The sequence below is a fragment of the Streptomyces sp. ADI96-02 genome (genome assembly GCF_003846185.1).
Classification (GTDB): Bacteria; Actinomycetota; Actinomycetes; order Streptomycetales; family Streptomycetaceae; genus Streptomyces.
Genome location: NZ_ML123034.1, coordinates 4970692 through 4983448, shown reverse-complemented (window position 1 = coordinate 4983448; position 12757 = coordinate 4970692). Strand labels below are relative to the sequence as shown.

Here is a 12757-nt window from a genome sequence, read left to right as displayed (position 1 = left end):
CGCAGCCCTCCGCCGCACTGGGCGTCCCACTGCCGGAACATCGCGGTGGTCGACTCCAGCAGGTCCAGTTCGGGCTTCGAGAGCCGGGAGGCGCGGGGGGCCGGGGCGGGCGGGTCCGGTTCGCCCGTGCCCTGGGGCGGTACGGGCACCAGCCAGCGCTGCATCGGTTCGATGAGGGCGGGGCCCGCGGCGAGGGCGAGCGAGCTGCCGAGGAAGCCCCGGCGCGCGAGCATCAGGTCGCTGCGGGAGAACTCGCTGAGCAGGGCGACGGTCTGGGGTCCGGCCCAGGGCAGGTCGACTCCGGACACGGACGGCGACTGGTGCGCGGTGCGCAGTCCGAGGTCCTCGACGGCGACGACGCTGCCGAAGCGTTCGGAGAACAGCTCGGACAGGATGCGGGGAATCGGCTCGCGGGGCTGCTCGCCGTCGAGCCAGCGCCGCACCCGGGAGGTGTCGGTGCTGATGTGGTGGGCCCCCATCTGGCGTGCCCGGCGGTTCACCTGCCGCGCCAGCTCGCCCTTGGACCAGCCGCTGCGTACGAACCACGACCCTAACTGCGCGTTCGGCCGCTTCCCGGCATCCGTATCGCCTGCGCCGCTGCCACTCACTGGAACGCCCCCATCCCGCTGAAATTTCATCGCGCGAACCAATACCAGAATGCCGGGCCTCGGTGCTGTTCGTACGGACGTCGCACATCGTCGAACAGGAAGTCGGGTTGCCTGCGGCATACCCGTGGGCGCGCATGCTCCCAGGGGTTCGTGTACCGACGGTAATCCTACGATCACCTCTCCCGCGAGGGGGAACAGGGAAACGCCACCATTCGCCACCCCTTCGAATGAACCCGACTGCCGCTGGGCGCGCTTGACTTGGAGCATCGCGACCGACGGCGAGCGGACGGCTGCACTCAGGGGCGCACGCACCGTGTTGCACTACCCAGCGCACTACCGCGCACGCCACTCGATCGGGTTGCAGTGACGGAGGGTTACCCGATGACGCCGGGTCGTAACCACCGACGAGTCGGACCCGTTGGAGGGGGTATGGGCTTCACGATCGGCGGCATCCGTGAGAGGCGGGCCGGCTCGCGTCGACGTGGCCGCGGAGCCGAGGGCACCACGGTCGCCGAGTACACGGGACTGTGGGGCTGGGCCGTGGTGCCCGGCGCGCGGGCCGTGGCCGGCGCGTGCTCGTGCGGCGAGAGCCGCTGCCCCGCGCCCGGCGCCCACCCGCTGGGCTTCGCCCGGGAGGTCCCGGCCGGCGCCGGGGCGGACCGCGCGGCGGACGCCTGGGCCGAGACGCCGGGCGCGTCCATGCTGCTGCCGGTGGGCCGCGCCTTCGACGTACTGGACGTGGCGGAGCGGACCGGCCGGCGCGCCCTGGTGCGGCTGGAGCGGATGGGGCTGCCGCTGGGCCCGGTCGCGGTGACGCCGACCGGGCGGGCGCAGTTCTTCGTCGCCCCGGGAGCCGCCGTCGCACTGCCCGACCTGCTCTACCGCATGGGCTGGGACGACGCGGACCTCGATCTGCGCGCGCTGGGCGCCGGGGCCCACATCACCGCCCCGCCCTGCGACCTCGGCGGCCGGGGCCCGGTCCGCTGGCTGCGCCCGCCGGCGCTGGACACGGCCGCCGCTCCCCCGCCGGCCCGGCTGCTGCTGGGCACGCTGGCCTACGTCTGCCACCGCTCGTAGCGGGCGCCTGCGCGGGCCGGAACGACGGCGGGCGGCGGCCTCCGCGTGGAGGTCCGCCGCCCGTCGGCCGTGTGCGCGTCGCGCCGGTCAGTCGCCGATCAGCGCGTCGACGAACGCGCCCGGCTCGAACGGAGCCAGGTCGTCCGCACCCTCGCCCAGCCCGATGAGCTTCACCGGTACGCCCAGCTCGCGCTGGACGGCCACGACGATGCCGCCCTTGGCGGTGCCGTCGAGCTTGGTGAGGACGATGCCGGTGATGTCCACCACCTCGGCGAAGACCCGGGCCTGCACCAGGCCGTTCTGGCCGGTGGTGGCGTCCAGGACGAGCAGGATCTCGTCGAGCGGGCCGTGCTTCTCGACGACCCGCTTCACCTTGCCCAGCTCGTCCATGAGCCCGGTCTTGGTGTGCAGCCGGCCGGCGGTGTCGATGAGGACCACGTCGGCCCCCTCGGCGATGCCCTCCTTGACCGCGTCGAAGGCGATCGACGCCGGGTCGCCGCCCTCCGGCCCGCGCACCGTACGGGCGCCGACGCGCTCGCCCCACGTCTGGAGCTGGTCGGCGGCGGCGGCGCGGAAGGTGTCGGCCGCGCCGAGCACGACGCTGCGGCCGTCGGCGACGAGCACCCGGGCGAGCTTGCCGGTGGTGGTCGTCTTGCCGGTGCCGTTGACGCCGACGACCATGACGACGCCGGGAGTCTCCGCGCCGCCCTCGGTCCTGACCTCCCGGTCGAGGTCCGGGCCGAGCAGGGTGATCAGCTCCTCGCGGAGCAGGGCGCGCAGTTCCTCGGGGGTACGGGTGCCGAGCACGCGGACCCGTTCACGGAGCCGCTCCACCAGCTCCTGGGTGGGCGTGACGCCGACGTCGGCGGTGAGGAGGGTGTCCTCGATCTCCTCCCAGGTGTCCTCGTCGAGGTTGTCCCGGGAAAGGAGCGTGAGCAGCCCCTTGCCCAGCGAGTTCTGCGAGCGGGCGAGCCGGGTCCGCAGCCGTACCAGCCGGCCCTCGGTGGGCTCGGGGATCTCCAGGGCCGGCGGGGCGGGCGCCTCGGCGACCGGGGCTCCGTCGACGGGCGCCTCGGCGTCCGGGAGGGAGACCTCGTCGATGGTGCGCCGGGCCTCGTCGCTCGGCGTCTCGGCTTCCTCGCCGACGCGGGGCTCGGGGGGAGTAGTGATGGTCGGCGTGCTCGACGGCGGCGGGGGCGGCAGCTGCTTCTTCTTGCGGCTGCTGACCACCAGCCCGCTGATCAGGCCGACCGCGACCAGGGCGATGACTACAGCAAGGATGACGATTTCCATAACCCGTCCAGTATCGGCCACGCCCGCGGCGCGGGCACGGCCCCGCACGCACCTCGGCGGCCCACGGGAGGCGTATGCACCGTTTGGGCGTAATCGCGGTGGGGCACCCCTGCCCTTCTGACGCTGCGTCAGCTACTGTGCCGCCCGCCTGCCCGCCCGGCGAAGGGGACGCCCGTCATGGCCTTCACAGTGGTCCGGTTCAATCTCGTCGATCCCGCCGCCACACCCGCCTCGCTCTCGGCCCGCTACCGGGCCGCCGTGGAGATGGCCGCCTACGCGGACGAGCACGGCGTCGACTCCGTCCAGACCGAGGAGCACCACGGGGCGGAGAACTCCTGGCTGCCCTCGCCGTTCGTCTTCGCCGGGGCGGTCTTCGGCGCCACCCGCCGGATCGCGGTGACCGTGTCGGCGGTGATCGGCCCGCTGCACGACCCGCTGCGGCTGGCGGAGGACATCGCGGTGCTCGACCTGCTGAGCGCGGGCCGGCTGGTGACGGTCGCGGGGATCGGCTACCGGCCCGAGGAGTACGAACGGGCCGGCGTCGAGTGGGGGCGGCGCGGCAGGCTCCAGGACGAGCTGCTGGAGACGCTGATGGCGGCGTGGACCGGCGAGCCGTTCCGGTTCCGGGGCCGCACGGTGCGGGTCACGCCGCGCCCGTACACCCGGCCGCATCCGATGCTGCTGGTCGGCGGCAGCTCGCGGGCGGCGGCGCGGCGGGCGGCGCGGCTGGGCCTGCCGCTCTTCCCGAGCGCGCACCTGCCGGAGCTGGAGGCGTACTACCACCGGCAGCGCGCGGAACACGGGACGGACGGCTTCTGCATGATGCCGGAGCGGCGCACGCCGCTGCTGCACGTCTCGGAGGATCCCGAGCGGACCTGGGCCCTGTACGGCGGACACCTGCTGCACGAGGCGCGCACGTACGCCTCCTGGCAGTCCGCGGACATCCGCTCGGCGGTGCGCTCGGCGGCGACGACGGTGGCGGAGCTGCGCGAGGAGGAGGTGTACCGCATCGTCACGCCGCGGGAGCTGAAGGCGCTGGAGGCGGACAGCCTGGTGCTGCATCCGCTCTGCGGCGGGATGCCGGTGGAGGAGGGGTGGCGCAGCCTGCGGCTGTTCTGCGCGGCGGTGGAGACGCCCGCCGCCCGGATCGGCGGGTGAGCCGGGCGGCGTGAGGGGAAGAGGCGCGGCGCGGGACGAGGGGCGACGCCGGAAGAGGAGCGGCGCGGGAGAAGGGCGACGAGGACGGGAGCGGTCGGCCGGACGCCCCGTCAGCCCATCTCCTCCAGCGCCTTGCCCTTGGTCTCCTTCACGAACATGAGCACGAACGGGATGGAGAGCACGGCGAAGCAGGCGTAGATGACGTACGTCGCCGAGAGGTTCCAGTCGGACAGGCTCGGGAAGCTCGCGGTGATCGCCCAGTTGGCGATCCACTGGGCGGACGCGGCCACGCCGAGGGCGGCGGCCCGGAGCCGGTTGGGGAACATCTCGCCCAGGAAGACCCAGACCACGACGCCCCACGACAGGGCGAAGAAGAGCACGAACACGTGGGCGGCGACGAGGGCGACCGCGCCCTGTACGGTCGGCAGCTTGCCGTCGACCAGGGAGGCGGAGAAGGCCCACGCCTCGAAGGCCAGGGCGATGGCCATGCCGGTGGAGCCGACGAGGAGGAGCGGTCTGCGGCCGACCCGGTCCACCAGCACCATCGCGATGACGGTGCCGATGATGTTCACGATCGACGTGGTGAACGAATAGAGGAACGAGTCGGTCGGGTCGATGCCGACGGACTGCCAGAGCGTCGTGGAGTAGTAGAACGCCACGTTGATGCCGACGAGCTGCTGGAACATCGAGAGGCCGATGCCGACCCAGACGATGGGCAGGAACAGGAACCCCCGGCCCATCAGGTCGGAGAACCTCGACTTGTGCTCACGGTGCATGGCCGTCTCGATCTCGTCCACCCGGGCGTCGAGGTCGACGTGTTCGCCCTCGACCTCCGTGAGGACCTTCCGGGCCTGCTCCCGCTTGCCGACCGAGATCAGGTAGCGCGGGGACTCCGGGATGGCGAACGACAGGAGCCCGTACAGCAGGGCCGGGACGACCGTCACACCGAGCATCCACTGCCAGGCCTCCAGGCCGAGGAGGTCGCCGCGCTGGTCTCCGCCGGCGAGCTGGAGGATGCCGTAGTTCACCAGCTGGGAGGCGGCGATGCCGATCACGATCGCGGCCTGCTGGAAGGAGCCGAGCCGGCCGCGGTAGGCGGGCGGCGAGACCTCGGCGATGTACGCCGGGCCGATCACGGAGGCCATGCCGATGGCGAAGCCGCCGATGATGCGCCACAGCGCCAGCTCCCAGAGCGCGAACGGCAGCGCGGAACCCACCGCGCTGCACATGAAGAGCAGGGAGGAGATCTGCATGCAGCGGATGCGGCCGATCCGGTCGGCGATCCGTCCGGCGGTGGCGGCCCCGATCGCGCAGCCGATCAGTGCGATGGCGATGACCTGGGCCAGCGTCGCGGAGCCGATGTCGTAGCGGGAGCGGATCGCCTGGACGACTCCGTTGATGACGGAGCTGTCGTAGCCGAAGAGGAAGCCGCCCATCGCCGCGGCAGCCGCGATGAAGATGACATGGCCGAGATGGTCCGGATGGGCCGCTCGGGCCTCGGACTCCGGTCCGTGCGCGTTGCTGGTCACGTGAGCTCCTGATGCCTGGCCGCAAGTCAGACGTGGGGGTGAGCCTTCCCAGTGGGACACAACTTCCGGCCCGCCACCACTTGAAGCAGAAATCAAGTCTGCTCAGGTCATGCGTTCACGTAACGAAGGGAAAGAGAGGGCGCAGCAGCTCGTACCCCGGAGTCGCCGAAACGTGCGTTGACGTTCCGATGAATTGGCGCGGCGTCAGCGGAGCCGCTGGCTGATGACCTTCGAGACGCCGTCGCCCTGCATCGAGACGCCGTACAGCGCGTCGGCGACCTCCATCGTCCGCTTCTGGTGCGTGATCACGATGAGCTGCGAGCTCTCCTGCAACTCCTCCATGATCCGGATCAGCCGCTGGAGGTTGGTGTCGTCGAGCGCGGCCTCGACCTCGTCCATCACGTAGAACGGACTGGGTCTGGCCTTGAAGATCGAGACCAGCAACGCCACCGCCGTCAGGGACCGTTCACCGCCCGACAACAGGGAGAGGCGCTTGACCTTCTTGCCCGGCGGGCGCGCCTCGACGTCCACCCCGGTGGCGAGCATGTCGTCCGGATCGGTCAGGACCAGCCGCCCCTCGCCGCCCGGGAAGAGCCGCGAGAAGACCCCTTCGAACTCGCGGGCCGTGTCCCGGTACGCCTCGGTGAAGACCTGTTCGACGCGCTCGTCGACCTCCTTGATCACCTGGAGCAGGTCGGCCCGGGTCTTCTTCAGGTCTTCGAGCTGCTCGGAGAGGAACTGGTGCCGCTCCTCCAGCGCGGAGAACTCCTCCAGGGCGAGCGGATTCACCTTCCCGAGTTGCTGGTACGCCCGTTCGGCCGACCGCAGCCGCTTCTCCTGCTCGGGCCTCGCGTAGGGCCTCGGCAGGTTGCGCGGGTGCTCCGGATCGTCCGCCAGCTCCTCGCCCTGGGCGGCGGGCGACGGCGGCACGGGCTGGTCGGGGCCGTACTCGGCGATCAGCCCGGCCGGTTCGACGCCCAGCTCCTCCAACGCCTTCGTCTCCAGTTGCTCGATCCGCAGCCGCTTCTCGGCCCCCAGCACCTCGCCCCGGTGGACCGAGTCCGTGAGCCGGTCCAGCTCCCCCTTCAGGTCGCGGCCCCGGGTGCGCTCGGCCGCCAGCTCCCGTTCGCGCTCGCCCTTGGCCGCCTCCGCGGTGGTCCGCTCCCGGTCGGCCCGTACGAGGGAGACCTCGACGTGCGCCAGGAGCTGGCGGGCTCCGGACGCCACGGCGGTGGCCACCGCGGCCTCGTGCCGCAGCCGGGCCCGGCGCCGCTCGGCTCGGGCACGCGCCTCCCGCTCGGTGCGGGCGGCCCGGTCCAGCGCGTCGGCGCGTCCCGCCAGCGACCTGACCCGCTCCTCGTGCGTGCGGGCCTGGAGGCGGGCCTCCATCTCGGTCTGACGGGCGTTGGCGCCGTCGGCGGCGAGCCGGTCCCGTACCGAGGTGTCGGGCTCGTCGGCGACCGGGGCCTCCTCGGCGACCAGCAGCCGCTCGGCCAGCTCCTCGGCCTCCTCCGTCGCCCGCTCCAGCGCCTCCTGGGCGCGGGCCACCGCGGCGGTCGTCCGCTCCGCCTCCCCCGCCGCGCCCCGGGCCTGCCCGGCGAGCCGCCCCACCTGCTGGGCGACGCCCGACCTCTCCCGCTCGGCCGCGCGGCGGCGCTCACCGAGCTCCTCGACGAGCGCGGCGCCCTCCCGGCGCCGCTCCCCCGCCAGGCGCTGCGCCTCGGCCAGTTCCTCGCACCGCACCGCGAGGTCGGCCAGCGAGGCCGCGGCCTCGTCGACGGACGCCCGCACCTCCAGGAGGCTGGGTGCTCCGGCCGACCCGCCGTGCGCGAAGTGGGCCGAGAGCACGTCCCCCTCGGCGGTCACCGCCGTCACGCCCGGATGGGCGGCCACCATGTCCTCGGCGTCCTCCAGCGTGGCGACGACGACCGAGTCCCCGACGAGGCGGCGCACGGCCGCCATCAGCTCCGCCGGTCCGCGCACCAGGTCCGCCACGGCGGCTGCCGGAGCCCCGTCGACGGCGAAGCCCCCGGGCCTCGCGTCCTCCTGCCCGGCCGCCGAGCCCGGTCCAGGCGGGCCACCGGGTCCGTTCGGTCCACCGGGACCACCGGGGCCGCCTGGGCCGCCAGGCCCGCCGCCCAGGAGCATCACCGCCCGCCCGGCGTCCTGCTTGCGCAGCAGCCGGATCGCCTCGGCGGCCGTGGCCGGGTCCGCGACGGCCACCGCGTCCGCCGCCGCGCCGAGGGCGGCGGCGACCGCGACCTCGTGGCCCGGCTCCACCGTGAGCAGATCCGCGGCCGGCCCGAACAGGCCCGCTGGGCGGTCCGGGGCCGCCAGCAGGGCCCCCGTACCGTCCTTGCGGCGCAGCCCCAGCGACAGCGCCTCGTGCCGGGCCGCGAGCGCGGCGCGTCCGCGCTCGGCCGCCGTGGCCTCGTCCCGGGCCGCGCTGTGGGCCTCCTGCGCCGCGGCGAGCGCCCGCCGGGCGGCTTCGTGGCGGGCGGTCAGCTCCTCGTCGGCCGCCTCCAGCCCGTCGGCCTCCGCCTTGAGCTGTTCGTACTCCTGCCGGGCGGCGACCGCGCGCTCCCGCGCCTCGTCGCGTGAGGCGGCCAGCCGGTCGATCTCGGCCTGCGCCGAACCGGCTCGGCTGCGGGCGGCGTTGACCTGCCCGTTCAGCCGGGCGAGCCCTTCGCGCCGGTCCGCGATGGCGCGGGCGGCGTCCTTGAGCCGGCGCTCCTCGGCCGCCAGCTCGCGTTCCAGTTCGGCGCGGTGGGCGACGGTGTCCTCCAGCGCGTGTTCGGCCGCCTCCAGGGCGGCGGTCAGCTCCGCCTCCTGCTCGCGGATCCGGGCGGCCTCGCGCTCCAGGTCCTCCGGGTCGCGACCGTGACGCTCCTCGGGGGGAGCCTCGGTGGCGCTGCGGACCCGGGCGTCCGCGAGCGAGGCCGTGCCCCGGACCCGCTCGGCGAGCTGCGACAGCTCGTACCAGGTCTGCTGGGCGCGCTGGAGCCGGGGCGCGAGTGCGCGCGCCTCGCCCTCCAGCGCGGCCTCCCGGGCGAGCGCGGTCCTCAGCTCCGCCTCGGCCGCGTCCTTGCGCCGCTTCAGCTCGGCCTCGTCGGCGACCTCCTCGCGCAGCGCGTCGCGCAGGGTCACCAGGTCGTCGGCGAGGAGCCGCAGCCGGGCGTCGCGCAGGTCCGCCTGGACGACCGCGGCCCGGCGGGCGACGGCGGCCTGCCGGCCGAGCGGCTTCAGCTGGCGGCGCAGCTCGTCGGTGAGGTCCTGGACGCGGGCCAGGTTGGCCCCCATCGCGTCCAGTTTGCGCAGGGCCTTCTCCTTGCGCCTGCGGTGCTTGAGGACTCCGGCGGCCTCCTCGATGAAGGCCCGGCGGCCCATCGGGTCGGCGTGCAGGACGGAGTCCAGTTGCCCCTGTCCGACGATGACGTGCATCTCGCGGCCGATACCGGAATCCGACAGGAGCTCCTGGATGTCCAGCAGTCGGCAGGTGTCTCCGTTGATCTGGTATTCGCTGCCGCCATTGCGGAACATGATCCGCGTGATCGTCACTTCGGCGTACTCGATGGGCAATGCGCCGTCTGAATTGTCGATGGTCAGCGATACTTCGGCACGGCCGAGCGGAGGCCGCCCGGTCGTGCCGGCGAAGATCACGTCTTCCATCTTGCCGCCGCGCAGGGATTTGGCTCCCTGTTCCCCCATGACCCAGGAGAGCGCGTCCACCACATTCGATTTGCCGGAGCCGTTGGGACCGACGACGCAGGTGATCCCCGGTTCGAACCGCAGGGTGGTCGCGGAGGCGAACGATTTGAAACCGCGCAGGGTCAGGGCCTTGAGGTGCACGCCGCCGGACTCTACCTTTCGCACGCGGTTTCGCTGATGAAGGCGCAGGGCACATCAGACGTTAGGGAAGGGGTGTACGAGCGGGGCGGGGGTCCGGCACAGAAAAAAGGGACGCCAGAGGCGTCCCTGTGAATCTTGCCGCAATCCCGGGCTACGGATCGCTGAACGGCCGGACAACGGTGACCCCGAGTCATCGGGAACCCCGGTGTTCGGATACGGCGGTCCGCGACGGAAGGCGGATCAGAGAGATTCGAGGCTACTGAGCGTGCTCGGCCCGACCGGCCCGTGCGGGCCATCCGGTCAGGTCAGCGCAGGCTCGCCCTGGGGTACGTCGATGTCGATGCTGTCGAGCAGCGACTCCTGGTGCTGAGCGGCGGCGTTGAGCGCGTCGTTCTCGTCCTGGATCCGGGTGAGCTCGGATTCGAGGTCCTGGACGCGCTGCTGGAGCCGTCGCATCTCGGCGAGGAGTCGCGGGTCGGAACCGCCGACGTAACCGAGAAGCGCCTTTGCCATGATGGATGGTCCTCCACAATGAGTGACCGACCGATGCGGTGTGGGTCGTCTGGGAATCGCACCCGCGGTGCTCGGCAGGGCTCTGTTCACCACTGCGGTTCTGCTGCTTATCAGCTCTACCGAACAGCTAAGGTGCGCGGGGTTTTCAGCGTCTCACCAAAAAGTTTGACGGTCAACACGATCACACCCCGTGGTGTCGGGCTTCCCGGGGGCGCGCGGCCGGACGATCATGCGGCGCGACTCTCCTGCGGGGCCCTGAGGGCGTGGAGATCTTCGTCAATGGCCGCAGCTTCGCACGACATCCCGTATCTGGCAACCATCGGCTCCCACCGGGTCCCTTCGCAGGTCATTTCGGGTGTGCGGCCCGGACGGAAACCCTGGGCGACGGTCCGGGGCGCACAGCTCGCCGAGCGGATCGGCTCAGCCGCCGGGCGACCCGGTCAGCGAATGGCGAACGCTTCGTAACCGCCGCGCGGGGTGTCCCAGATCTCAGTGACTCCATCCACACGCCCGGGTGTGTCGTCGGAGCGCAGCCAGTCCAGCAGACGGTGGCAATTCTCACGCGGACCCTCCGCCACGATCTGCACCCGGCCGTCGTCGAGATTGAGCGCGAAGCCGGTGAGCCCGCCGATTTCCAGTGCATTCGCCCTGGTGAACCAGCGGAACCCTACTTGCTGTACCCGGCCGCGTACCCAGACGACCAGTCGTGCCTCTTCGTTCATGGCTGAACGCTAACGGCCTCGCCGCACCCGAAGCACACCGCCCCTTCGGCGGCCCATGGCGTACAGTCCCGTCGCAATAGCCTCACCCGATCGGGTGAGTATCGGAGGGTTATCCACCGGTCATTCGAAGAAACGTCATGCCGACGTCGGAGTATCAGGAAGGCACAGCGCATGGGACGCCACAGACGGTCCGACGCAGGCCCCGCCGCCGAGGAGCCCGCGGCCCGTTCCTCCTCCCGCTCTTCCGGCGCGCGCCGGAAGAGGTCGGCCCTGCCCGTGCGCACCGGTCTCCTCGGCGTCACCGCGGCCCTGGCCGTCGGCGCGGTCGCCGTCACCTCCGGCCTGCTCCCCGGCGGCGACACGTACACCTCGGGCAACACCGCGACCGACCGGGTGCGGGCCGACGGCGCTCCCGAACTCCTGACCCAGGGCGGCAGCTCCACGGAACCGGCGGACCGCTCCTCCTCTCCCGACGCCCGGAACGGCGACCGCGCGGGATCCCCGTCCGCCGAACCCTCCGCCGCGCCGTCGACGTCGCCCTCTTCCTCTCCGAGCCCGAGCGCTTCGAAGAAGCCGTCGAAGTCGCCCGGGGCGACGCCGTCCGAGAAGCCCCGCGCCACTCCGTCCCGGAAGGCGAAGGCCCCCGCGGCGACCCCGCGTAAGACCACCGCCCCCGCTCCGTCGAAGACCACCGCCGCGCCGTCGCCCGCCGAGAAGCCGGCTCCCGCCCCCTCCGGCTCCTCCGCGCGGACCGAGGTGCTGGCCCTGGTGAACCAGGAGCGCGCGAAGGTCGGCTGCTCCCCGGTCACCACCAGCACACCGCTCACGGCGCTCGCCCAGGACTTCAGCGAGGACATGGCGGCCCGCAGCTTCTTCGACCACACCGACCCCGACGGCGCGACCCCCTGGGACCGTGCCGCGAAGGCGGGCGTCCAAGGGCTCGGCGCCGAGAACATCGCCCGCGGCCAGGCGGACCCGCAGGCCGTGATGGACGCCTGGATGGACAGCGAGGGCCACCGCGCCAACATCGTCAACTGCGACTACAAGACCATCGGCATCGGCGTGCACCAGGGCTCCGGCGGCCCGTGGTGGACGCAGGACTTCGGCTTCTGACCGGTCACGACGAGGCGCGCGGCACCCGCTGGCAGCGCGGGCAGAAGTAGCTGGAGCGGTTCATCCAGGCCCGCCGCACCATGGGCGTACCGCACCGGCGGCACGGTTCGCCCTCCCGGCCGTACGCGTCGAGCGACCGGTCGAAGTAGCCGGACTCGCCGTTCACGTTGACGTAGAGGCTGTCGAAACTGGTGCCGCCCTGGGCCAGCGCCGCGTTCATCACGTCCCGGACGTGGCCCAGCAGCTCGGCCGACTTCGGGCGGGTCAGCGTCGCGGTCGGCCGGTCGTAGTGCAGTTTGGCGCGCCACAGCGCCTCGTCCGCGTAGATGTTGCCGACGCCGCTGATCAGCGACTGGTCGAGCAGGGCGCGCTTGACGGTCGTCCGGCGCAGTCGCAGCGCGGTGTGGAAGGCGGCGTCGTCGAAGAGCGGGTCCAGCGGGTCCCGGGCGATGTGCGCGATCGTGTCGGGCAGCCCGTCCGGGGTGGTGTCGTGGAGCGAGAGTCCGCCGAAGGTGCGCTGGTCGACGAAGCGCAGCTCGGTCCCGAGCGCGTCGTCGAACCTCATCCGGATCCGCAGGTGCTTCTCGTCCGGCGCGTCCACCGGCTGGACCAGCAACTGGCCGCTCATGCCGAGGTGGCCGAGCATCGAGGAGGCGGCCTCGTCGATCGGCACCCAGAGGTACTTGCCGCGGCGCATAGCCGCCCCGAAGCGGGCGCCCCGCAGCCGGGCCGCGAAGTCCACACCGCCCGCGAGGTGACGGCGGACCGAGCGCGGGTGCAGGACCTCCACCTCGGTGACGGTCCGGCCGCTGACCCAGCGCTCCAGGCCCCGGCGGACGACTTCTACCTCGGGCAGCTCGGGCACGATGCACTCCTGTGTGAACGGTGGTACGGA

9 protein-coding genes and 1 pseudogene are annotated in these 12757 nt (G+C 72.5%); 3 read left to right on the top strand and 7 right to left on the bottom strand.

The genetic code is table 11. The features are described 5' to 3' along the window. Nucleotides 1–500: pseudogene (locus EES43_RS22045) on the bottom strand (hypothetical protein); the annotation flags it as partial. A gap of 537 nt (nt 501–1037) precedes the next feature. Here EES43_RS22045 and EES43_RS22040 point away from each other — a divergent pair. Further along, on the top strand, nt 1038–1685 hold the full coding sequence (locus tag EES43_RS22040) for a bifunctional DNA primase/polymerase (RefSeq protein ID WP_124270309.1): 648 nt from the start codon (nt 1038–1040) through the stop codon (nt 1683–1685). A gap of 87 nt (nt 1686–1772) precedes the next feature. Here the strand turns inward: EES43_RS22040 and ftsY are convergent, their stop codons facing one another. After that, nucleotides 1773–2978, bottom strand: a complete 1206-nt coding sequence (gene ftsY / locus EES43_RS22035; RefSeq protein WP_124270308.1) for a signal recognition particle-docking protein FtsY — start codon at nt 2976–2978, stop codon at nt 1773–1775. A gap of 177 nt (nt 2979–3155) precedes the next feature. Between ftsY and EES43_RS22030 the strand changes: the two genes are divergently transcribed. Next, nucleotides 3156–4136 (top strand): LLM class flavin-dependent oxidoreductase, encoded by a 981-nt coding sequence (locus EES43_RS22030; protein WP_124270307.1) that lies wholly within the window; start codon nt 3156–3158, stop codon nt 4134–4136. Nucleotides 4137–4246: 110 nt separating this feature from the next. Here the strand turns inward: EES43_RS22030 and EES43_RS22025 are convergent, their stop codons facing one another. The 4 genes from EES43_RS22025 to EES43_RS22005 all read right to left on the bottom strand — a co-directional run bounded on the left by EES43_RS22025 (nt 4247) and on the right by EES43_RS22005 (nt 10749). Next, nucleotides 4247–5665 carry a sugar porter family MFS transporter gene (locus tag EES43_RS22025; RefSeq protein WP_124270306.1) on the bottom strand — a complete coding sequence of 473 codons (1419 nt, stop codon included), beginning with the start codon at nt 5663–5665 and terminating at the stop codon, nt 4247–4249. Between the two features lie 204 nt (nt 5666–5869). Further along, the gene (locus EES43_RS22020) at nt 5870–9514 is read right to left on the bottom strand and encodes an AAA family ATPase (protein ID WP_124272102.1); all 3645 of its coding nucleotides are present in this window, start codon (nt 9512–9514) and stop codon (nt 5870–5872) included. A 300-nt stretch (nt 9515–9814) separates the two neighbouring features. Then, a complete protein-coding gene (locus EES43_RS22015) occupies nt 9815–10027 on the bottom strand; it encodes a hypothetical protein (protein ID WP_006127885.1) in 213 nt (70 codons plus the stop codon). A 440-nt stretch (nt 10028–10467) separates the two neighbouring features. Further along, nucleotides 10468–10749 carry an acylphosphatase gene (locus tag EES43_RS22005; protein WP_124270305.1) on the bottom strand — a complete coding sequence of 94 codons (282 nt, stop codon included), beginning with the start codon at nt 10747–10749 and terminating at the stop codon, nt 10468–10470. Between the two features lie 171 nt (nt 10750–10920). Between EES43_RS22005 and EES43_RS22000 the strand changes: the two genes are divergently transcribed. Then, nucleotides 10921–11862, top strand: a complete 942-nt coding sequence (locus EES43_RS22000; protein WP_124270304.1) for a CAP domain-containing protein — start codon at nt 10921–10923, stop codon at nt 11860–11862. Between the two features lie 4 nt (nt 11863–11866). Here EES43_RS22000 and mutM read toward each other — a convergent pair whose 3' ends face one another. Next, nucleotides 11867–12727 (bottom strand): bifunctional DNA-formamidopyrimidine glycosylase/DNA-(apurinic or apyrimidinic site) lyase, encoded by an 861-nt coding sequence (mutM, locus tag EES43_RS21995; RefSeq protein WP_124270303.1) that lies wholly within the window; start codon nt 12725–12727, stop codon nt 11867–11869. Between the last annotated feature and the right edge of the window lie 30 nt (nt 12728–12757).

What these genes read in the sequence shown, in the direction of transcription:
- EES43_RS22040 (WP_124270309.1), top strand. Translation starts at nt 1,038, where the DNA reads ATGGGCTTCACGATCGGCGGCATCCGTGAGAGGCGGGCCGGCTCGCGT.
- ftsY (WP_124270308.1), bottom strand. Translation starts at nt 2,978, where the DNA reads ATGGAAATCGTCATCCTTGCTGTAGTCATCGCCCTGGTCGCGGTCGGC.
- EES43_RS22030 (WP_124270307.1), top strand. Translation starts at nt 3,156, where the DNA reads ATGGCCTTCACAGTGGTCCGGTTCAATCTCGTCGATCCCGCCGCCACA.
- EES43_RS22015 (WP_006127885.1), bottom strand. Translation starts at nt 10,027, where the DNA reads ATGGCAAAGGCGCTTCTCGGTTACGTCGGCGGTTCCGACCCGCGACTC.
- EES43_RS22005 (WP_124270305.1), bottom strand. Translation starts at nt 10,749, where the DNA reads ATGAACGAAGAGGCACGACTGGTCGTCTGGGTACGCGGCCGGGTACAG.
- EES43_RS22000 (WP_124270304.1), top strand. Translation starts at nt 10,921, where the DNA reads ATGGGACGCCACAGACGGTCCGACGCAGGCCCCGCCGCCGAGGAGCCC.